The sequence below is a fragment of the Actinoplanes sp. NPDC049316 genome (assembly GCF_040677315.1).
In the GTDB taxonomy this organism is placed as follows: domain Bacteria; phylum Actinomycetota; class Actinomycetes; order Mycobacteriales; family Micromonosporaceae; genus Actinoplanes.
Map to the genome: position 1 here is coordinate 200241 of NZ_JBFAQM010000010.1, position 19483 is coordinate 219723.

Genomic DNA, 19483 nt, shown 5'->3' on the forward strand with positions numbered 1-19483 from the left:
CGGCACAAGCACGTCAGCGGCGACGCGCGACGACCGAGGACGCGAGCGAGCTCAGCGCCGTACGCGCCTCGGCCGTCAGCGGGGCGTTTTCCAGCGCGGCGGTCGCCGCCGCGGCCCGGCGGTCGATGAGGTCCTCGACGCCGTCGCGGGCGCCGGTCGCCACGATGACGGACCGCAGCTCCTCCGCGCCCGCGTCGTCGAGGCCGGGATTGCCGAACAGGTCGCGGATGCGCGCGCCCTGGGCGCGGTCGGCGCGGTCGCGGGCCATGGCGATCATCACCGTGGGTTTGCCCTCGCGCAGGTCGTCGATGACCGGCTTGCCGGTGACGGCCGGGTCGCCGAAGACGCCGAGGACGTCGTCGCGCAGCTGGAACGCGTCGCCGAGCGGGTCGCCGAAGGCCTGCAGCGCCGCCTGCATGCGGGGTCCGGCCCCGGCGAGGGCCGCGCCGATCTGCAGCGGCCGGGTCACCGTGTAGCGGGCCGCCTTCATCCGGATGACCGTGAGCGCGCCCGCGACCGAGCCGTCGCCCACGCCGGAGACCAGGTCGAGGTACTGCCCGGCGATGACCTCGGTGCGCATCACGGTGAAGAGCCGGTAGCCGCGGTGGACCCACTCGACCGGCAGGCCCGACTCGTGGAACATGTGGTCGGCCCAGGCGGCGCAGAGGTCGCCGCAGAGCAGGGCGGCGCTCTGGCCGTACCGGACGGCCTCGCCGCGCCAGGAGTGGCGGGCGTGCACGTCGGCGAAGTGCCGGTGCACGGTCGGCTGGCCGCGGCGCAGGCTGCTGCCGTCCATGATGTCGTCGTGGATGAGGGCGAACGCGTGGAACAGCTCGAGCGCCGCCGCCGCCACGACGATCGGCTCGCCGTCGGGCTGGCCCGCGCCGCGCCAGCCCCAGTAGCAGAACATCGGGCGCAGCCGCTTGCCGTCGGCGAGCACGAAGCGGCGTACGGCGTCCAGCACCCCGCGTGGCGTGCCGTCCGGCCAGTGCGGCCGCTGCCGGTCCAGGTACGCGATCAGCGCCGACTCGCAGCGCCGGGCGATCCCCGCCGCGTCGGTGCCGGTGGCCGCCTCGACGGTCATGAGGTGAGCCCGGCGAGGCGCAGCAGGAGACCCTTCACCTCGGTGGCGGCGATCCGGTCCCGCGCGGCGGCGGGATCGGAGCAGAGCAGCACGGGCGCGTCGTCGGGGCCGGTGGGCAGCCGGCCGTGCGAGCCGCGGACCGCCCGGGCGCCCGCGTCCAGGCCGACCACGCTCATCGTGTACCGCATGCCGATCTTCTTGCGCAGCAGCGCGAGCGCCGCCCGCCCCTTCGCCGCGGCGGGGCCGGCCGGGTCGAAGAAGAGCTCGGCGGGGTCGTACCCGGGTTTGCGGTGGATCTCGACGAGCCGGGCGAAGTCGGGGGCGGCCGCGTCGTCGAGCCAGTAGTAGTACGTGAACCAGGCGTCCGGGCCGGCGACGAGGACCAGCTCGCCGGCGCGGTCGTGGTCGAGGCCGTACCCGGCCTGCTCGGCGCGGCCCAGCACCTGCTCGACGCCGCTCAGCCCGGAGCACAGCTTGGCGACCAGCGCGACGTCGGCGGGGTCGCGGACGTACACGTGGGCGACCTGGTGGTCGGCGACGGCGAAGGCGCGCGACGTCCACGGGTCGAGGTATTCCATGCCGGCCTGCGTGTAGACGTTGAGCAGCCCCTCGCTGCGCAGCAGACGGTTGACGTGCACCGGGCGGGAGACGTCGGTGATGCCGTACTCGGACAGCGCCACGACCGTCGCGCCGCGGGCCGTCGCGGACGCCAGCAGCGGGCCCAGGGTGACGTCGAGCTCGGCGGCGGCCGCCGCGGCCTGCGCCGACGAGGGGCCGTACCGCTGCAGGTCGTAGTCGAGGTGCGGCACGTAGACGAGGGTCAGGTCGGGATCGTGCGCGGCCATGATCTGCTCGGCCGCCCGGCAGATCCAAGCCGACGAGGTGATCCCCGCGTTCGCGCCCCAGTAGCTGAACAGCGGGAACGTGCCCAGCGTCGCGGTGAGCTCGTCGTGCAGCTCCGGCGGGTACGTGTAGCAGTCCGGGTCCTTGCGCCCGTCGGCGTGGTAGACGGGCCGTGGCGTCACGGTCCAGTCGACGTCGGCGCCCATGGCGTACCACCAGCACACGTTCGCCACGGTGTAGCCGGGAGCGGCGGCACGGGCGGCGTCCCACACCTTCTCGCCGCCGACGAGCCCGTTGTGCTGCCGCCAGAGGAACACCTCGCCGAGGTCGCGGAAGTACCAGCCGTTCCCGACGATGCCGTGCCCCGACGGCATCTCGCCGGTGAGGAACGTGGACTGCGCCGAGCAGGTGACCGCGGGCAGCACGGTGCCCAGCGGCGCGCGGAAACCGGTCTCGGCGAGCCGGGACAGCCGCGGCATGTGCCGCAGCAGCCGGGGCGTGAGACCGACGACGTCGAGGACGACCACGGGGTTCACGGCGACACCTCCTGCGAGGACGACAGGCCCAGGGCGGTCAGCTGGCCGCGGGCGAAGAAGAGTTCCGACGCGATCCCGGACGCCAGTTCCTGCGGACCCGACGGGCGTGAGGCGGCCGGCAGCACGTGCCACGTGTACGTCTCGACGTCGAAGTGGTCGCACTCCGGGCTGTCGCCGGACAACAGTTCACGCAGGGCGCTGACGAGCACCCCGACGGTCGTCTGCAGCGGCGGTACGGGCGGCGCGTGCAGCGGCACGTGGTAGTGGATGCGCCACGGCTGCTCGTCGCCGCCCGGGGTGGCCAGGGCCTCGTCGAGGTCGTCGGTGGACAGCCCGAACGGTCCCCGGGTCTGGTGCAGGAAGCGGGGTTCGACGTACTCGCCGAGCACGGCCGCGTCGCGCCGGGGATCGGTGCTGGCGAGCGCGGCGGAGATCTGGGTCTTGACCACGGGCAGGCCGGCCTCGCGCAGCCGTCCGAGGGCGAGCGCGGGTTCCTCCCAGGCGCAGGCCAGGTGGGCGAGGTCGAGGCAGACGCCGAGCACGGAGGTGTCGGCCTCGCCGAGCAGCGCCACGGCCTCCGTGGTGTTCTCGATGATGCACCCGGGTTCGGGCTCGAACGCGACCCGGATCGGCCGGGGCAGGCGGTGCAGCCCGCGCGCGAGTTCGTCGAGGGCGCGGCGGCAGGCGCTCGCCCGCGCGGCGTCCCACGGCTCGCGCCAGGCCAGCGGCAGGGTCGAGATCGAGCCGCGGGCCGCGTCGGCGGGCAGCAGGTCGCACAGGATCCGGGCCAGGTCCAACGTGTACGCGAGCCGGTGCGGCGTGGTCCAGTCCGGCTGGTAGACGGCGTGCTTCACCACCGGCGCCTGGAACGCCTGGTACGGGAACCCGTTGAGCGTGACCACCTCGAGCCCGCGCGCGTCCAGGGCCCGGCGCAGCCGCTGCCGGTCGGCGACGTCGGAGGCGAGCCCGGCGGCGACCGGGGCGGCCAGCCACAGCCCGAGCCCGAGCACGTCGGCGCCGAGGCGTTCGCGGATCGGGACCGCGTACGTGTCCAGCTGCTCGAGGATCCCTTCGAGGTTCTCCGCCGCGTGCACGTTGGTGCAGTACGACAGGTGCACGGTCTGCCCGCCGGGGTGCCGCAGGCGCATCAGCTGCCTCCCCGGGCGATGGAGCTGCCGGCGTACGTGGCCTCCGGCCGGTCGAGGTCGGAGAGGTCGAGGCGCCCCGACTGGGCGTAGAACGCGACCGGGTTGCGCCACAGCACGAGGTCGACGTCGTCGGCGGTGAACCCGGCCGCGAGCATCGCCCGGCCCGTCTCCACGGTCAGCAGCGGATCCGAGTGGCCCCAGTCGGCGGCCGAGTTCACCAGCATCCGCTCGGTGCCGTACTCCTTGAGGATCTCGACCATCCGCGGCGGCGACATCTTCGTCTCGGGGTAGATGCTGAAGCCCATCCAGCAGCCGGAGTCGCGGACCAGCCCGACGGTGACCTCGTTCAGGTGGTCCACGGCCACCCGGCCGGGGTCGATGCCGCTGGCCGCGACGACGTCGAGGGTGCGCCGGGTGCCGGCGGCCTTGTCGCGGTGCGGGGTGTGCACGAGGGCGGGCAGCTCGTACTCGACGGCCAGCTCCAGCTGCGCGGCGAAGGCCTCGTCCTCGGCCGGGGTCATGGAGTCGTAGCCGATCTCGCCGACCGCGACGACGCCGTCCTTGTCGAGGTAGCGCGGCAGCAGGTCGAGCACGCCCTTGCAGCGCGGGTCGTTGGCCTCCTTGGGGTTGAGCGCCAGCGTCGCGTGGTGCCGGACGCCGAACTGCGCCGCCCGGTACGGCTCCCAGCCCAGCAGCGAGTCGAAGTAGTCGGCGAACGACCCGGGGTTGGTACGGGGCTGGCCGAGCCAGAACGCGGGCTCCACCACCGCCTGCACGCCGTGGGCCGCCATCGCCCGGTAGTCGTCGGTGGTGCGCGAGGTCATGTGGATGTGGGGGTCGAAGACGCGCATCAGTCCTCCTTGCGCAGCAGATGGCGGTTGAGCAGCGCGAGGGCGTCGGCCGGCATGCGGCGCCCGGCGGCGGCGCGCTCGCGGGCGAGGGCGGCGAGCATGGCGGTCAGCTCGGCGTCGGCGCGGTCGTCCAGGCGGTCGACGACGCTCAGCGGGATCCCCATGAACACGCACTTGACGACGCCCTGGCGCCAGGTGGCGGCGTCGAGGTGGGCGGCGTACGGCCCGAGCGCGGCGGCGACCAGCCGGGTGTCGTTGGTACGCAACGCGTCCTCGGCCAGTGGCACGCCCTCGTCCCCCATGGGCAACAGCGGCAGCGCGTGCAGCACCGCGAGCCGCTCGGCGGCGTCGCCATGCCAGTACAGCCGGGCCGTGCGTTCGGCGTCGCCCAGCGCCAGCAGGAGCAGGATCCGGCCGGCGAGGCCCGGGGTCCATCCCGGACGGTCCGGCACCGGTTCCCGGCCGAGCTTGCGCCCGGCGCGGGCGAACAGCGGGCCGATGCTGTCCGGGTCGGCGCGCACCCGGTCCTCCGCCTCGGCCAGCCAGGTGCGGCCCGGCACGGCGGCCACCACGGCCCGCAGTTCGTCGGGTGTCATTCCGCTCCCTCCCCGGAAGCCTCGGCGGCCCGCAGGAACGCGAGCGATTCCCGGGCCACGGTGGGCGCCGCGTGCGAGTGCCGCGGCAGCTCCACGGCGACCAGCCCGCGGTAGCCGCCGTCGACCAGGGCGCGCAGCACGGGCGGGAAGCCGATCTCGCCCCGGCCGAACTCGAGGTGCTCGTGCACGCCCCGGCGCATGTCGTCGATCTGCACGTTGACCAGGTACGGCACGGCCGCGGCCACGGTCTCGGGCACGGGATCCGGCTCGAGGCAGCGCACGTGGCCGATGTCGAGGGTCAGCCCGAAGCCCGCGGGAGCGCCCAGGTCGGCGCGCAGCCGGTGCCAGCCCGCGAGGTCCTCGACGAGCATCCCGGGTTCCGGCTCGAAGCCGACGGGCACCCCGGCGCGGGTGGCGGCCTCGGTGATCTCGGCGCAGCCCTCGACCAGCCGGGACCAGGCGGTGCGTTCGTCGACCTCCGGCGGGCGTACGCCGGCCCAGAACGACACCGCCTCGGCGCCCAGGTCCGCACCGATCGCCACGGCCCGGCGCAGGAAGTCCAGGCGCGTCTTGCGGTCGTCGTGCAGCAGCGTCGGCGCGTGCTTGCGCCACGGGTCGAGCAGGTAGCGGGCGCCGGTCTCGATCACCACGCCGAGGTGGCGGTCGCGCAGCTGGTCGGCGACCGCCGCGACGTGCCGGGCCAGTCCCGGGGCGTACGGGTCGAGGTGGTCGTGGTCGAGGGTGAGCGCGACCCCGCAGTAACCGAGGTCGGCGATGACCGCGATCGCCTCGTGCAGGCGGTGGTTGGCGAAGCCGTTGGTGCCGTAGCCGTACCGCAGCGTGGTCATGTCGGCGACACCTTGCGGGCGAGGAGGCGGGCGAGCGGGGCGGCAGCCGCGACGGCGAGGCCGGTGAGGGTGCGTCCGGCGCGGGCGGTGAGCGCGCCCTGCAGGGCCGGCAGGACGGTGATGCCCGCCCCGACGGCGGCGCGGACGTGCGGCGCGGACGGCTCGGTGAGCAGCTTCGCCTGGGCCCGGCCGTAGCCGGCCGCGTACTGCCCGGCGAGCAGCGTGACCGGCGCGGTGGCCCGGGCGGCGACGGCGCCGGCGATCGCGGCCGTGGTGGCCAGCGTCGCGGCGGGCAGCCGGGCGCCGGGGCTGCCCGCGACCTCGTGCCGGGACAGCTCGGTGACCGTCCACGTGTGCGCGGCGACCGCGGCGGCGGCCGGCAGGGCGCGGGCCGGGTTGCCGGCGCTCGCCCCCAGCAACACGTCGAGGGCGCGGCACGCCGCCATGCCGGCGGGACCGGCCGCCGTGTTCTTCAGCCTGAGGTCGTAGGCCCACACGGCGGCGGCGAGCGGCACGGCGACCGCCATCGCCCGCGCGCCTCCGGCCCGGCCGGCCAGCGCGAGGCCCGCCGCGGTGAGCCCGGCGGCGACGCCGAGCGCGGCCGGGGCGGAGATCCGGCCGGACGGGATCGGCCGTTCGGGGCGTTCCACGGCGTCCAGGTCCCGGTCGGCCCAGTCGTTGGCGGCCATCCCGGCCCAGTACAGGCACACGGAGGCGCCGGCGAGCCCGGCGCTGCGCGCGCCCAGCGTGCCGGCCGCGGCCGCACCGGCCACGACGTCGCCGGGCACCGACAGCGCGGCGGGCGCGCGGACCAGCTCGGCGAGGGTACGCAGCGGCGTCTTCATCGGCCCAGCCCGGCGACGAAGCCGGTGAGGGCCGCCCACTGCTCGGCCAGGGCGGACGGGCCGTCGCCGAGCGGGTCCTTGAAGAAGAAGCCGAGCTGCGGCAGCTGCCCGGCGTGCCCGGCGCGGTGCGCGGCGGCGGTGAGCCGGGCGAGGTCCAGCACGAGCGGCGCGGCCAGCGCCGAGTCGCAGCCGTGCCAGGTGAACTCCATGCGCATGCCGGTCCCGAGGAAACCGGAGAACGTGATGAGGTCCCAGGCGGTCTTGAAGTCACCGATCTCGGCGACGTAGTCGATGCGGCTGGTCCCCTCCGGCTCGTAGCCCAGCGCGTCGCCGAGGACCCGCTGCTTGCTGGCGACCTTGGCGGCGTTGGCAGCGGGGTCGGCGAGGTTGGCGCCGTCGCCGCCGCCGAGCAGGTTCAGCCCGGACCAGCTGGTGACCCGCAGATGGCGCAGCGCGAACATCGGCGCGAGGACGGACTTGACCAGCGTCTCGCCGGTCTTGCCGTCGTTGCCGGCGTACGGCAGGCCCTCCCGGGCGGCCAGCTCGGCCAGCGCGGGCAGGCGGGCGCCGGTCGACGGGGTGAAGTCCACGAAGGAGCAGCCGGCGCGGAAGGCGGCGTACGCGGCGACCGCGCTGGGCGGCAGCACGGTGTCCCCGGTGCGCAGGGCTTCCTCCAGCGCGGCGAGCGACCCGTGGGCGGGGTGCGGCGCGGTGACCGGCTCGGTGGTGGCGACGTTGACCATCACGACGCGTTCGAGGTCGTGCCGGTCCCGGAAATCGCGCAGGTCGGCGCTGATCCGCCCGGCTGTCTCCGCCTGCGTGGCCGCCGCGGGCAGCGGGCGCAGGTCGTTCTCGGCGCGGACCAGCTCGTCGGCGAGCGCCGTCACGAGCCGGCCGGGCAGCACCCCGGCTGCCGCGAGCGACTCGGCCTTCTTCAGCACGGGCAGGGTCACCACGTCGTGGCCGCCGAGCACCAGGTCGGGCCAGCCGGGCAGCACCGGGCTGCGCAGCTCGGGGAGCTCGGTGACGCAGCCGGTCGGCCCGGCCAGCCGGGCCCGCAGGGCCGCCGCTCCCACCAGGGCGGTCACGGCCACGGAGCCGCGTGCGCCCATCAACCAGATTCCGGTACGCATGCAGCATCCCTCCCGTGCGGACAGAGGCGCGCTCAGCGATAACACGATGTATCACCCGTGTTACGTGAAGCGACGCTAACCCAGCGCCCGGGACAAAGGAAACCCTCGATATTGAGAAACTTCTCCGCGTGCCGAAGAAACTTTCCCCGAGACCGTACGAAAGTCCGGCTCAGCGCTTCTTCGCGCCGCCCGCCTTCTTGGGCTTCTTGGGCTTCTTCGGCTCTTTCGGCTTCTTCGGCTTCTTGGCCGGTTCGTGAGCCTGCGGGGGTTTCGCCGGCTTCACCACCGCGGCGGTCCGGATGACCGGGGTGACAGCCCGGACATCTCGCTGAGTCCGCTTCGGCGCCGGCGAGGGGGCCGCCTGTGACGTGCACGAGCTGCGTACGGCGCACTTCGGCGCGACGGGGCCGGCGGCGGAGGTCGCGGGAGCAGCTGCCTCCGCGCGTACCGGAACGGGGCTCTCCGACGGCCACATCGCCGACGCGGCAGCCACCGCGGGCACCACGACGGCCGCGGCCAGCAGAGCCGCCCGGCGGCGGCGCGTCAACGGCGGGCGTACCGCCACCGTGGCGACGTCCTCCCCGGTAGCCGGGCCGGGTGCCGGCAGGAGCGGCGCGAGCCCGGCGGCCGTCCCCAGCACGCGCGCCGCCTCCGCCGCGTCCGGCCGGTCCTCCGGACGCTTGGCCAGGCAGCGCCGGGCGAGGTCGGCCACCTCGGGCGGCAGCCCGTCGATGCGCGGCAGCGGGGCCGGCTCGGTGTACACGTGGGCGCGCACCATCTCGGTCACGGTCGACGCCCGCCACGGCATCCGACCGGCCAGCGCGCGGTGCAGCAGCAGGCCGAGGCCGTACACGTCGCTGGCGGGACGCACCGGGCCGCCGTCGAGCCGCTCCGGCGCGAGGTACGCGGGCGTGCCCAGCACCTCCCCGTCGGTCTCGTCCACGGCACCCGCGGCGGCCGAGATGCCGAAGTCGAGCAGCTTCACCCCGGCGGCCGTCACCATCACGTTGCCGGGCTTGACGTCGCGGTGCACCACCCCGCGCGCATGGGCGGCGGCGAGCGCGGCGGCGACCTGGGCACAGACCAGCACCGCCGTGCGCCAGGGCAGCGCCTCCCGGGCGAGCACGTCCGCCAGCGTCTCGCCCTCGACCAGTTCCATGACGACGTACGGGCCGCCCGACGACTCTCCGTAGTCGTACACCTCGACGATGTTGGGGTGCCGCAGCCCGGCGGCCGCGCGTGCCTCGAGCCGGATCCGGCCGAGCTGGGCAGGGTCCGGCGCGGCCGTCGCGGAGAGCACCTTGACGGCGACGTCGCGGCCGAGCACCTCGTCGTGAGCGCGCCAGACGACCGACATGCCGCCCACGCCGATCCGGTCGCGCAGCTGGTAACGAACATCCACGGCGGGCCCCTTGCCCGCCGGACGGAGATCGAAACCCCGCCGGCACGGGACATCGAGACGTGACGACATGCGGTACGGTGCCGGTCACACAGCGACGTCGCGTCCACGGGGGAACGGATGTACGAGCCGGTGCCGCAAGTCGACATACCCGGGCTGAGCCGGGTGGGCAGCGCCGTCGAGGCCGCCTCGGTCACCTGGGGCAAGGCGCACAGCACCCACGCCGAGCAGCTGCCGCCGGGTGACGCGCTGACCGGCTGGGCGGCCGGCGCCGCCCTCGCCACCGCGAACGACGGCTGGTCGGCGTTCATGACCCGGCTCGAGGACGAGCTGCACGCGTACGCCGCCGGCCTCACCCAGTCGGCGAAGGACTACCAGGCCGCGGACGAGGCGGCGGCCGCCGGCGTGTACCGCGGCGGTGGCGCTCCCCGATGAGCCTCACCCTCAAGCTGCTGTGGGACACCAGCCCGGAGGCGATCGCCACGCGCGCCGCCGCCTGGACCGACATGGCGCAGGACATCGACGACGCCGCCGAGGAGGTCATCCGCGGCAGCCGCGACATCGAGGACGTGTGGCCGTCCGGACCCGCCGCCGAGGCCGCGTGGAAGCGGGCGGCGGAGCTGCGGGCCGAGGTGAGCAACGCGTACCACCCCTGCCGCCGGATCGGGCAGGCGCTGCGCGAGCACGCGGACACCGTACGGGCCCTGCAGGAGCAGCTGCGCGGCATCACCACCTCGGCGGCCCGGGCGGGTCTCGACGTGGACATCGCCACCGGCACGGTCACCGCCCCGCAGCGCATGTACGACGAGACCACCGCCCCGCACACCGTCGCGCAGCAGGTCAGCGCGTACGTCGGGCAGCTGCAGGGGGTGCTCGACCGGGCGGCGGAGTCCGACGAGCGCTGCGCCGGCGTCATCGCGGCCAACCTGCCCGACCCGCGCTCCGGCTTCGGTTCGCTGAGCCTGGGCCCGGTGAGCAAGCAGGACCTCGAGTCGCAGAAGGGCCGCCCGCCGAAGGACGTGCGGGCCTGGTGGGACTCGCTCACCCCGGAGCAGCAGGAACAGGCCGTTCAGGACTACCCGGAGCTGGTCGGGTGGCTCGACGGCGTACCGTCGTCCGACCGCGACGTGGCCAACCGGATCACGCTGGACCGCACCCTGGCCGACCTGAACTCGCGCCACACGTCGGTGACCTCCCGTGAGGACTATCTGAAGGCCATGGCCGAGCAGGGCCGTCTCGCCGAGGTCTACCCCGAGTCGCTGAACCCGGTCGGCAGCTATCTCGCCGAGATGGACCGGCTCGAGAAGCAGCGCAAGGATCTCGACAACCAGCTCAAGGGCCCGGCCGCCATCCACGACCGGCTCGGCGACACCGGCAAGCCGCCGGCGCTGCTGCTCGGCTTCGACCCGGCCGGCGACGGCAGGGCCGTCGTGTCCATCGGCGACCCCGACACCGCGGACAACGTGGTGACGTACGTCCCCGGCACCACCGCGGACCTGCCCGGGTTCGGCACCGACCTCCAGCGGGCCGACGTCATGCGCGCCGACGCCGACATGTACGGCACCGGCGGCAGCACCGCCTCCATCGTGTGGCTCGGCTACGACGCGCCCGACGCGATCCCGAACGCCGTCTCCAAGGACTACGCCCAGGACGGCGCCCCGGCCCTGCGCTCGTTCCAGGAAGGGCTGCGCGCCACCCACGACGGCACGCCGTCGCACAACACGATCATCGGGCACAGCTACGGCAGCACCACCGTCGGGTACGCCGCGAAGGACGGTCACCTGGCCGCCGACGACCTCATCTTCGTCGGCAGCCCCGGCGTCGGCGTGGACTCCGCGAGCGAGCTGCGCTTCGACGGCGACTCGCAGCACGTCTACGCCAGCACCGCCAAGAACGACATCATCTCCGGCGCCGGCCTGGACGACACCATGGTCCACGGCGAGAACCCCGACAACCCCGGCTTCGGCGGCCGGCAGTTCACCAGCGCCGACGGGTCCTTCTGGCATCCGATCGACACCCACTCGCAATACTGGGACCAGGCAAACCCGTCCCGGAAGAACATCGCCCTCGTCGTCACCGGACAGGGAGACAAGGTCAGCTGATGTCGTCCACGCGGCGTACCGTCCTCGCCCTCCTCGCCGCCGGCGCCCTGCTCGCCGGCTGCGACAGCACCCAGGAGTCCACCGTGACCGAAGAGGAAGCCGTCCAGCGGGTCGCCGCGCGCGCCCAGGAGGCGCTGCAGCAGCTGCCGCCCGGGGCGACGCTCAAGCAGACCCTGCACACGCCCGACCTGGCCTGCAACGACCAGGACCGCGACGGCGCGGTGTTCGTGGAGACCACCTACCAGGTCGTCTATCCGCAGGGCTGGCCGGTCGACCAGACCATGGCCACCATCAGCGCGTACTGGGACAGCCACGGCTACAAGGCCGTGCGCGACGACCGCGACGACACCACCCACCCGGAGCTCGTGGTCGAGAAGGAGGACGACGGTTTCCGCATCGGCTACCTGATCAGCCACCGCGACAACGGGACCGAGGACGTCTACCTCCGCAGCAGCTCACCCTGTTTCCAGCCCTGATCATCCCGGGGCAGCGCACCCCGTAGGGTGGGCCCATGAGCGCCGAGGACTCCGCGTGGCACGGGCTCGTCCAGGAGATCCTGGACCGCTCGCACCTGTGGCGTCCGGAGGACCTGGCCGGCGTGGTCGATCGCGCCGCGGGCCGGCTGGGCCTGGCCGCGACCGTCTACGTGATCGACCACGAGCAGCGGTTCCTGCGCCCACTGGACGTGCCCGGCCGGGCGCTGCCGGAGCCGCTGGCCGTGGACGGCACCCCCGGCGGGTCGGCGTTCACCGGCGTGGAGTCGGTCCCGGACGGCGACCGGCTGTGGTCGCCGATGGTCAACGGGACGGACCGCCTCGGCGTCATCGGCTACCGGCTGCCCGGCCCGGCCGGCGCGGAGTCGGTCCGGCGCTGCGAGCTCGTCGCCGGCCTCGTCGGTCATCTGATCACCACCACCCAGCCCCGCGGCGACCGGCTGCGGCTGGCCCAGCGCTCCCGGCCCATGACGCCCGGTGCCGAGCTGCTCTGGCAGCTGCTGCCGCCGCTGACCGTCAGCGTCGGTGACTTCGCCGTGGCGGCCGTCCTCGAACCGGCGTACGACGTCGGCGGGGACGCGTACGACTACGTGGTCGACGACCGCCGCCCGCAGTGCTCGACGCGGCCGGGCGCCGGCTACGGGCCGGCCTGGCAGCCGCGGTGGTCCTGTCGAGCATCCGGGCGAGCCGCCGCTCGGGCGGCGACCTGCTCGCCCAGGCCGAGGCTGCCGACGCCGAGCTGCTGCAGCAGTTCCCGGATGCGCGCTTCGCCACGGCCGTGCTGGCCGAGCTCGATCTCGACACCGGCGTCCTGCGCTACCTCAACGCCGGGCACCCGCCGCCGCTGGTGATGCGCGAGGGCAGGATCGTCGAGACACTCACCGCCGGCCGCCGCATGCCGCTGGGCATACCGGACCCGCAGGCGGCGTACGGCGAGGTGACGCTGCGCCCGGGCGACCGGCTGGTGCTCTACACCGACGGCGTCACCGAGGCCCGCGACGCCGCCGGCGAGCAGTTCGGCACCCGGCGCCTCGCCGAGCTGACCGAACGCCACTCCGCCACCGGCGTGCCGCTGCCGGAGGGACTGCGCCGGCTGGCCCACGCGGTGCTCGGCCACCAGGACGGCCCTGCGGCCGACGACCTGACGCTGCTGCTGGTGGAATGGTCGGCGAGCGCGGCGCAGCGGACCGTGCCGTCGACCTCACGAGAGAACCCAGAGGCGGGATGAGCACGGAGATCCTCAGCGTCACCACGCGCGACACGGCCGGCGGCGCCCGGGTGGTGGCGGCGGCCGGCGAACTGGACCATGACAGCGTCCTCGTGCTGCGCGACGCCGTCGAGGCGGCGTGGACGGACGGCCGCGACCACGTGGTGGTGGACCTGACGCTGGTCACGTTCTGCGACTCGGCGGGGCTGAGCCTCTTCGTCGAGGCGCACCGCCGCGCTCAGGCCCGCAACGGCGCCTTCCACCTGGCGGCGCCGGGAGATGCGGTCCGTCACGTGCTGGAGGCCACCAACCTGGGCCGCTATCTGAGCATCCACCCCAGCCTCGACGACGCGCTGCGGGCCTGAGCAGCTCACACCCGGAAGGCCGCGACCAGGTCGTTGGCCGCCAGCGCGTCGCAGACGGCCTTGACCCGGCCGAGCGACGTGACGATGCGGCGCGCCGCCAGCAGGCCGAGCCGCAGGGCCAGGACGAGGCCGATGACGAGAACGATCAGCGACAGCGTGCGGCTGACGGCGTACGTGTCCCGCGCCGCGTCGGAGTTGCGGTGCGCGTCGGCGGTCTCCGCGGCGTCGAGCTCGGCCAGGTCCGTCCCCATCTCGGTGAGCAGCGGCTCGGCTTATGGTGTCGCGGATCGTCGGCTGGAATCGGCGAGATCCGCCGGCGTCAGGCCGGGGCGGGCGTACCCGGTGCGTAGACCATGACGCCCAGCGAGCCGGTGTCGAGCCGGCCGTCGGCCTGCAGCCGGAAGCGCCACCGGTCCTCGGTCGTCGCGCCGAGCACCACCACCGCCCACGCCGCCTCCCCGCGGACCGCCAGCGCCCGGACCCGGTGCAGGTCGCGGACCGGCGGGGCGGCGCCCAGCAGCAGCACACCCACGCCCGGCGGCTGCGCCTCGGCGGCGGCGATCGCCTCCTCGACGGTCTGCGCCGACGTCACCTGCGCGCCGGGCGCGATGTGGCGGCTCAGGCCGCCGGCGACCACCCGGACCCCGCCCGACCACGGGCTGCTGGTCAGCTCCGTCGCCCAGGCCGCCGCGAGCGCGGCGGTCGCGGCGTCATCGCCCTGCAGCCCGATGACGCCGGGCGCCTGGCCCAGATCGAACAGCTCGCGGGTGCCGTACAGGGAGCCGAGCGTGACCAGGCGCGGGCACGGCGCGGCGGCGTCCGGGTCGACCGGCAGGAACTGCAGGTCCCGCAGCGAGGCCACCCACAGCCGGCCGCCGTCCTGGGCCTGCCAGGGCGCCGGCGCCGGCTCGTGCGGCACGACCAGGCGCAGTTTGAGCCACGCCTCGTCGACCGCCACCCCGTAGATCGCGGGGATGTCCGGGCCCCACGCCGTCGTGAGCACCCGCAGCGCGCGGTCGACGGTCCAGGATGCGGCGGTGTCGAACAGGTGGGCCGGTGGGCCGGTGCGCTGCCGCGGGATGCCCAGGGCGGCCGCCGTGGCCGGTGCGCTGCGGCGGCGGCGCAGGAGCAGCACGAGCAGCACCGCGCCGGCGGCCACGAGCAGCACCCCCAGCGCCAGCGCCACGGCCGGCCAGGACAGCCCGCCGCCCGCCGGGGCGGCCGCCGAGGAGCTGCCGCTGGTGGCCGACGGGGCCACGGCGGACGAGGGGGCGGCGGACGCCTCGGCCACCGGCAGCGGGGAGAACTCGACGCCCGGCCCCTGCGCGTCCGGCGGCAGCTGCAGGATCCAGCCGGGCGAGATCGTGTCGGGCTCGGTGAGCCGTTCCCCGCCGGGCTGCAGGCGGCCCTTGTTGAGCGCGAAGATCTCGTTGTTACGGTCGCCGTCGCCCAGGAACCGCTCGGCGATCTCGTACAGGTACTCGTCCTGGCCGTTGAAGCTGGGGCGCACCCGGTACCACTTCACCGGGTCCGTGGGCTCGGCGAGAACGGCGGGCGCGGGCCGCGGGGCGGCCGCCGCCGGGGCCACCGGCTGCAGCGCCGCGCCGAGCAGGGCGGCGAGCAGCGCCATGAGAACGATTCGCGCGGGCATGGACGGGACCTTACCGGCGTCGATCCCGGCCGTCCCCGCCCCGGCCCCCCGCTGTCGGCGCGAGGCCACCTCGCGTTCAGGAAGCGGACGTGAACGGCCCCTAGCCTTCGGGCGTCATGGACACCACCCCCGAGGTCAGCGTGGTCATCCCGACCCGCAACCGTCCCGAGCTGCTGGCCCGCGCGGTACGCAGTGTGCTGGCACAGACCGCCGCCGCGCTCGAGGTCGTCGTCGTGGCCGACGGTCCCGACGAGACGACGCCGAAGGCCCTGGCGGACATCGGCGACCCCCGGGTGCGCCTGATCGCCCTGCCGGTCAAGGGCGGCGCCCCGAACGCCCGCAACACCGGGATCCGCGATGCCCGCGCGCCGTGGACCGCGCTGCTGGACGACGACGACGAGTGGCTGCCGCACAAGCTCGCCGTCCAGCTGGAGCTGGCCCGCCGGTCGGACCACCGCCGGCCGGTGGTGGCGAGCCGGCTGCTGAACCGTACGCCCCGGGCGGAGTTCGTCATGCCGCGGCGGCTGCCCGCCGAGGGTGAGCACCTCAGCGAGTACTTCACCGTGCGGCGAGGGCTGTTCCACGGCGAGGGCTTCATCCAGACGTCGACGATCCTGGCCCCGACGGAGCTGCTGCGGGCGGTGCCGTTCACGGTCGGCCTGCGCCGCCAGCAGGAGCTGGACTGGACGTTGCGCGCGATCCGGGCCGAGGGCGCCGGGCTGGTGATGGCCGACGAGCCGCTGGTGGTGTGGCACCAGGACGAGGACCGGGACCGGATCAGCCACGAGACGCCCTGGGAGTCGCAGCTGGCGTGGCTGCGGCGCAGCCGGGAGCTGTTCACCCCCCGCGCGTACGCGGCCTTCACGATGAGCGTGCTCAGCTCGATGGCCGCGCCGACGCGCAGCGCCACGGTCTTCCGCGAGCTGCTGCGTGAGGCCCGTACGCACGGCCGCCCCGCCGCCATCGACTACCTGACCCACCTGCAGATCTGGGCGATCCCGCCGCACCTGCGGCACGTGCTGCGCGACAAGGTGCTGGGGCGCCGGTGAGCCGGGTCGTCGTCTGGCGCAGCGCCATGCTGTCCGGCTCCGAGACGTTCGTCCGGGCCCAGGCCCGCGCGCTGACCCGCTGGCAGGCCCGGTTCCTCGGCGCCGTCAAGGTCGGCTCGCCGCTGGCCGAGGAGTCCGACGTCATCGCCTTCCCGCTGGGGTTCCTGCGGCTGCGGCTGACCGGGCGCTCGCCGCGGCTGCGCCGGATCCTGGCCGGGCTGGGGCCCGACCTGGTGCACGCGCACTTCGGCGGGGACGGCTGGCTGGTCAGCGCGGCGGCGGCGGAGCTGGGCGTACCGCTGGTGGTGACCGTGCACGGCCACGACGTGACCCGCCAGCCGCTGGCCCGCGGGCTCAAGGGCGTGCGCTACCGCCGCAACCTGCGGACGGTGTTCCGGCGCGCGGCGCTGATCCTCGCGGTCTCCGAGCCGATCCGGGACGCTGCGATCGCGCACGGCGCCGACCCCGCGAAGGTCCGCGTGCACCACACCGGCGTCCCGGTCCCCGCGGACGCGCCGGAGCGGCCGAAGGAGTGGGACGTCGTCTTCGTCGGCCGCTTCGTCGCCAAGAAGGGACTGGACGACCTGGTCGCGGCGCTCGGCACGCTGTCCGACCTCGCGCCGCGGGTTCTGCTGGCCGGCGACGGTCCCCTGCTGCCGGCGATCCGTTCCCGCGCGGCCGAGCTGGGCGTCGACGCCACCTTCCCGGGCGCGCTCGGTCACGCCGCCGCCGAACGGGCCATGGCGTCGGCGAAGGTGTTCGCCTCGCCGTCGGTGACCGCGCCCGACGGCGACAGCGAAGGCCTGCCCACCACGATCCTGGAGGCCGCGGCGCGCGGCGTGCCGGTCGTGTCGACCCGGCACAGCGGCATCCCCGAGGCCGTCGTGCACGGTGAGACCGGGCTGCTCGGCGCGGAGGGCGACCGGGTGGCGCTGGCGGCGCACCTGCGGCTGCTGCTGACCGACGCCGGGCTGCGCGACCGCCTCGGGCGCCGGGCCCGCGAGCACGTCCGGGAGCGGTTCGACCTGGCCGGGCAGACCCGGCGCCTCGAGGACCTCTACGACGCCGTCATCCGGGGCGCCGCAGCAGCCGGCGGGCCGCGCGTACCCCGCCCACGAACGCCTGCCCCGCCCGAGCGGGACCCGTACCGCTGAGCAGCTCGACCGTGCGCCGGGCCAGGCGCAGGTCGGCCTCGCGAGCGGTCAGCTCGCCCTCCAGGAAGGCGGCCTGCGCACGGGCCTCGGCCAGCTCCCGGGTGAGCCGGTCGCGATCCGCGCGCAGCTCGGCGAAGGGCAACACGCGCCGCTCCGGCTCCTCGCCGACCGCCGGCTCGCGACCCGCCATGCCCGCCAGCGTCCGGGCCAGGTCCGCGACGCCGGTGACACCCGGCCACGGCAGGGCGTGGCCGGCGCGCAACAGCCGGTCCGCCAGGTCGCGCAGGGCCGCGGCGACCTCCCCCGCCGGCGCCAGGGCGGTCGACGTGCCGTCCGGGCCGGTGAGAACCTGGCCGGCCGGGACGCCGGCCGCCGGGCCGTCGAGCCACGCCCGGAGCAGGTCGCGCACGGCGGGCAGGTCACGCCGGGCGGCGGCGCCGGCTATGCGACTGAGCAGGGTACGGGTTCCCGGGGCGAGCGCCGGTGCCGTGGCCGGCGCCACCAGGTCGGCCTCGGCGCGCGCGGCGACGACGATGAAGGCGGGAGCCAGCACGTGGCCCTGCCGCAGGCTCGCCAACGCCGGCGGCACCGGATCGGTGAGCACGTCCGCGTCCTCGTCGAAGGCTCCCGCCACCGCGGCCTCAGCGGCCCCGTCGTCGCGCGTGGTCTCCAGGACGACACGCGGGCGGACGGGATCCGGGTAGAGGGCGTACACCCGCGACGCCCCGCCGAGGGCGCCGGTGAGCGGGCCCGGCCCGGCCGGCCGGGTCTCGTCCCAGGCCGGGGTCCAGTCGGAGTCGGACAGCGGCCCGGGCGGCGCGACGAGCCGGTGCACCCCCAGCGGGTTCTCCAGACCCAGCATCAGGACGCCGCCCGGCGCCAGGACCCCGCGCAGCACGTCGAGCTTCTGCGCCCAGCTCAGCTCGTCGTGCTCGGCGGTACCGAGGCGTTCCAGGCCGTCCAGGGCGATCACGGTGTCGAACGGCCCCTCGGCCGCGAGCTTCGCGACGCTGCCGCAGAGCACGGTGCGGCCGGGCCGGCCGGCGAGCCGCTCCGCGTCGGGGACGCCGCGCACGAGCACGGTCGCACCGGTCAGCCCGGTCAGCAGGGCGGAATCGTGCGGGCCGGCGACGAGCGTACGGCCGCGGGCGGCGGCGAGGAACGGTGCGAGCGCCGCTCCTCGGACGGGCCCCGGGCCGTGGGCGCCGTCGAGGTCCGACCAGACGAGCATCTCGCCGCCGATCAGCCGGTACGTCATCGCGGCTCCCCTCCTCTGTCCCAGCGCAGGACGTGGCGCAGCTCGGCCGCCGGTGCGAGCCGGTCCGCGCCCAGTTCCTCGACCGCGGTCGCGTACGCGACCCCGGCATCCACCTGTTCGCCGTGCAGCTGCGCCCACTGGCGGCGGATCCGGGCCTGGCCGCCGTGCCGGGGGTCCTCGCCGGCCAGGGTCATCGGGTCGCCGTACACGGCGGGTTCGCAGCCGGCGAGGATGCCGTACCAGACGGCGCTGCTGAGCCGGTTGGAGGCGACCCGGCGGTGCCGGCGCAGCTCGGTGAGCTGCCGGTCGAGGAAGCCGGGATCGCCCGGCCGGCGGGCGTCGCCGCGGTAGCCGTGGCACACCACGCGGAACCCGGCACGCTCGTAGCGGCGGTGTACCGCAGGGGTCAGGAATTCCTGCCAGTAGAGGCAGACGGTGACCGGCCCGGGCTCGGTGGCGCGGATCTGCGCGATGAGCCGCGCGTGATCGCCGGTCACGTGCTGGCCCTCCCAGCCGTGGAACGGGTACCAGATCGTGCCCTCGCGCGGGCCCGCGTCCGCGGGCTCCGGGTCCAGCCGCAGCAGGTACGCCCACGGCGCCCCGACGACGTACGTGCCGCGGCGGCCCAGCGACCAGGCCCGGCGCCGGGTGCGCTCGGACCACAGGAACAGCGGCACGCCGGCCACGTACTCGTGATCACCGGCCATCCCGTCGCCGATGTTCCACCCGTGCTGCAGGTATCCGTGCATCCGCGGGGGCGGATCGGCGGCGACGCCGCAGTAGCGCGCCAGGACGTGGGAGTGGCCGTAGTAGTCGTTGGCCCGGTGCACCGGGGGATTCTCGCCGGTCCCGGAGCGCGCCCGCCACGGCTGCGCCGACTGTTCCGCGGAGCGTCGCCTGCACGTCGCCTCCCGGCCCGC

The 19483-nt window shown here is 75.2% G+C and carries 20 protein-coding genes; 7 read left to right on the forward strand and 13 right to left on the reverse strand.

Features of this window, described 5'->3' with window-relative positions; translation table 11 throughout:
• Window positions 1–13: 13 nt before the first annotated feature.
• The 9 genes from AB0K03_RS18325 to AB0K03_RS18365 form a co-directional block, all read right to left on the reverse strand.
• Complete coding sequence (locus AB0K03_RS18325) at window positions 14–1084, reverse strand: polyprenyl synthetase family protein (RefSeq protein ID WP_364686034.1); 1071 nt, start codon at window positions 1082–1084, stop codon at window positions 14–16.
• Window positions 1081–2463 (reverse strand): nucleotide pyrophosphatase/phosphodiesterase family protein, encoded by a 1383-nt coding sequence (locus AB0K03_RS18330; protein ID WP_364686037.1) that lies wholly within the window; start codon window positions 2461–2463, stop codon window positions 1081–1083. Before AB0K03_RS18330 ends, AB0K03_RS18325 begins: the two co-directional genes overlap by 4 nt.
• Entirely contained in the window at window positions 2460–3611 is a 1152-nt protein-coding gene (gene eboE / locus AB0K03_RS18335) for a metabolite traffic protein EboE (protein WP_364686040.1), read from the reverse strand. The genes AB0K03_RS18330 and eboE overlap by 4 nt, the downstream gene beginning before the upstream one ends.
• On the reverse strand, window positions 3611–4462 hold the full coding sequence (locus AB0K03_RS18340) for a TatD family hydrolase (protein WP_364686043.1): 852 nt from the start codon (window positions 4460–4462) through the stop codon (window positions 3611–3613). Before AB0K03_RS18340 ends, eboE begins: the two co-directional genes overlap by 1 nt.
• Entirely contained in the window at window positions 4462–5058 is a 597-nt protein-coding gene (locus AB0K03_RS18345) for an EboA domain-containing protein (RefSeq protein WP_364686045.1), read from the reverse strand. Before AB0K03_RS18345 ends, AB0K03_RS18340 begins: the two co-directional genes overlap by 1 nt.
• On the reverse strand, window positions 5055–5906 hold the full coding sequence (locus AB0K03_RS18350) for a sugar phosphate isomerase/epimerase family protein (RefSeq protein WP_364686048.1): 852 nt from the start codon (window positions 5904–5906) through the stop codon (window positions 5055–5057). The genes AB0K03_RS18345 and AB0K03_RS18350 overlap by 4 nt, the downstream gene beginning before the upstream one ends.
• Window positions 5903–6751: an SCO3242 family prenyltransferase gene (locus AB0K03_RS18355; protein WP_364686051.1), complete on the reverse strand. Its 849-nt coding sequence runs from the start codon at window positions 6749–6751 to the stop codon at window positions 5903–5905. The genes AB0K03_RS18350 and AB0K03_RS18355 overlap by 4 nt, the downstream gene beginning before the upstream one ends.
• Window positions 6748–7884: an inositol-3-phosphate synthase gene (locus tag AB0K03_RS18360; protein WP_364686054.1), complete on the reverse strand. Its 1137-nt coding sequence runs from the start codon at window positions 7882–7884 to the stop codon at window positions 6748–6750. Before AB0K03_RS18360 ends, AB0K03_RS18355 begins: the two co-directional genes overlap by 4 nt.
• Window positions 7885–8053: 169 nt before the next feature.
• Window positions 8054–9286 (reverse strand): serine/threonine-protein kinase, encoded by a 1233-nt coding sequence (locus tag AB0K03_RS18365; protein ID WP_364686057.1) that lies wholly within the window; start codon window positions 9284–9286, stop codon window positions 8054–8056.
• A gap of 117 nt (window positions 9287–9403) precedes the next feature.
• Between AB0K03_RS18365 and AB0K03_RS18370 the strand changes: the two genes are divergently transcribed.
• The 5 genes from AB0K03_RS18370 (at window position 9404) to AB0K03_RS18390 (ending at window position 13451) form a co-directional block, all read left to right on the forward strand.
• Window positions 9404–9718, forward strand: a complete 315-nt coding sequence (locus AB0K03_RS18370; protein WP_364686060.1) for a hypothetical protein — start codon at window positions 9404–9406, stop codon at window positions 9716–9718.
• A complete protein-coding gene (locus AB0K03_RS18375; RefSeq protein ID WP_364686063.1) occupies window positions 9715–11385 on the forward strand; it encodes an alpha/beta hydrolase in 1671 nt (556 codons plus the stop codon). Before AB0K03_RS18370 ends, AB0K03_RS18375 begins: the two co-directional genes overlap by 4 nt.
• Window positions 11385–11861: a hypothetical protein gene (locus AB0K03_RS18380; protein ID WP_364686066.1), complete on the forward strand. Its 477-nt coding sequence runs from the start codon at window positions 11385–11387 to the stop codon at window positions 11859–11861. The genes AB0K03_RS18375 and AB0K03_RS18380 overlap by 1 nt, the downstream gene beginning before the upstream one ends.
• Window positions 11862–12540: 679 nt before the next feature.
• Entirely contained in the window at window positions 12541–13107 is a 567-nt protein-coding gene (locus AB0K03_RS18385; protein ID WP_364686069.1) for a PP2C family protein-serine/threonine phosphatase, read from the forward strand.
• A complete protein-coding gene (locus AB0K03_RS18390) occupies window positions 13104–13451 on the forward strand; it encodes an STAS domain-containing protein (protein WP_364686072.1) in 348 nt (115 codons plus the stop codon). Before AB0K03_RS18385 ends, AB0K03_RS18390 begins: the two co-directional genes overlap by 4 nt.
• A 5-nt stretch (window positions 13452–13456) precedes the next feature.
• On the opposite strand, the gene AB0K03_RS18395 is transcribed toward AB0K03_RS18390, so the two are convergent.
• Together AB0K03_RS18395 and AB0K03_RS18400 are read right to left on the reverse strand one after the other, a co-directional pair.
• Window positions 13457–13702: a hypothetical protein gene (locus AB0K03_RS18395; protein ID WP_364686075.1), complete on the reverse strand. Its 246-nt coding sequence runs from the start codon at window positions 13700–13702 to the stop codon at window positions 13457–13459.
• A gap of 68 nt (window positions 13703–13770) precedes the next feature.
• Window positions 13771–15102 carry a hypothetical protein gene (locus AB0K03_RS18400; RefSeq protein WP_364686078.1) on the reverse strand — a complete coding sequence of 444 codons (1332 nt, stop codon included), beginning with the start codon at window positions 15100–15102 and terminating at the stop codon, window positions 13771–13773.
• Window positions 15103–15218: 116 nt separating this feature from the next.
• Between AB0K03_RS18400 and AB0K03_RS18405 the strand changes: the two genes are divergently transcribed.
• A complete protein-coding gene (locus tag AB0K03_RS18405; protein WP_364686081.1) occupies window positions 15219–16151 on the forward strand; it encodes a glycosyltransferase in 933 nt (310 codons plus the stop codon).
• Window positions 16148–17305 (forward strand): glycosyltransferase, encoded by a 1158-nt coding sequence (locus AB0K03_RS18410; protein WP_364686084.1) that lies wholly within the window; start codon window positions 16148–16150, stop codon window positions 17303–17305. The genes AB0K03_RS18405 and AB0K03_RS18410 overlap by 4 nt, the downstream gene beginning before the upstream one ends.
• Here the strand turns inward: AB0K03_RS18410 and AB0K03_RS18415 are convergent.
• Entirely contained in the window at window positions 17220–18563 is a 1344-nt protein-coding gene (locus AB0K03_RS18415; RefSeq protein WP_364686087.1) for a hypothetical protein, read from the reverse strand. The two genes, AB0K03_RS18410 and AB0K03_RS18415, sit on opposite strands and share 86 nt — an antisense overlap.
• On the reverse strand, window positions 18560–19393 hold the full coding sequence (locus AB0K03_RS18420; protein ID WP_364686090.1) for a hypothetical protein: 834 nt from the start codon (window positions 19391–19393) through the stop codon (window positions 18560–18562). Before AB0K03_RS18420 ends, AB0K03_RS18415 begins: the two co-directional genes overlap by 4 nt.
• Window positions 19394–19483: the final 90 nt, after the last annotated feature.

Excerpts from the sequence above, each read along its gene's own strand:
- AB0K03_RS18390 (WP_364686072.1), top strand. The coding sequence starts at position 13,104 with ATGAGCACGGAGATCCTCAGCGTCACCACGCGCGACACGGCCGGCGGC.
- AB0K03_RS18325 (WP_364686034.1), bottom strand. The coding sequence starts at position 1,084 with ATGACCGTCGAGGCGGCCACCGGCACCGACGCGGCGGGGATCGCCCGG.
- AB0K03_RS18415 (WP_364686087.1), bottom strand. The coding sequence starts at position 18,563 with ATGACGTACCGGCTGATCGGCGGCGAGATGCTCGTCTGGTCGGACCTC.
- AB0K03_RS18380 (WP_364686066.1), top strand. The coding sequence starts at position 11,385 with ATGTCGTCCACGCGGCGTACCGTCCTCGCCCTCCTCGCCGCCGGCGCC.
- AB0K03_RS18340 (WP_364686043.1), bottom strand. The coding sequence starts at position 4,462 with ATGCGCGTCTTCGACCCCCACATCCACATGACCTCGCGCACCACCGAC.
- AB0K03_RS18375 (WP_364686063.1), top strand. The coding sequence starts at position 9,715 with ATGAGCCTCACCCTCAAGCTGCTGTGGGACACCAGCCCGGAGGCGATC.
- AB0K03_RS18400 (WP_364686078.1), bottom strand. The coding sequence starts at position 15,102 with ATGCCCGCGCGAATCGTTCTCATGGCGCTGCTCGCCGCCCTGCTCGGC.
- AB0K03_RS18395 (WP_364686075.1), bottom strand. The coding sequence starts at position 13,702 with ATGGGGACGGACCTGGCCGAGCTCGACGCCGCGGAGACCGCCGACGCG.
- AB0K03_RS18350 (WP_364686048.1), bottom strand. The coding sequence starts at position 5,906 with ATGACCACGCTGCGGTACGGCTACGGCACCAACGGCTTCGCCAACCAC.
- eboE (WP_364686040.1), bottom strand. The coding sequence starts at position 3,611 with ATGCGCCTGCGGCACCCCGGCGGGCAGACCGTGCACCTGTCGTACTGC.
- AB0K03_RS18370 (WP_364686060.1), top strand. The coding sequence starts at position 9,404 with ATGTACGAGCCGGTGCCGCAAGTCGACATACCCGGGCTGAGCCGGGTG.
- AB0K03_RS18405 (WP_364686081.1), top strand. The coding sequence starts at position 15,219 with ATGGACACCACCCCCGAGGTCAGCGTGGTCATCCCGACCCGCAACCGT.
- AB0K03_RS18355 (WP_364686051.1), bottom strand. The coding sequence starts at position 6,751 with ATGAAGACGCCGCTGCGTACCCTCGCCGAGCTGGTCCGCGCGCCCGCC.
- AB0K03_RS18360 (WP_364686054.1), bottom strand. The coding sequence starts at position 7,884 with ATGCGTACCGGAATCTGGTTGATGGGCGCACGCGGCTCCGTGGCCGTG.
- AB0K03_RS18345 (WP_364686045.1), bottom strand. The coding sequence starts at position 5,058 with ATGACACCCGACGAACTGCGGGCCGTGGTGGCCGCCGTGCCGGGCCGC.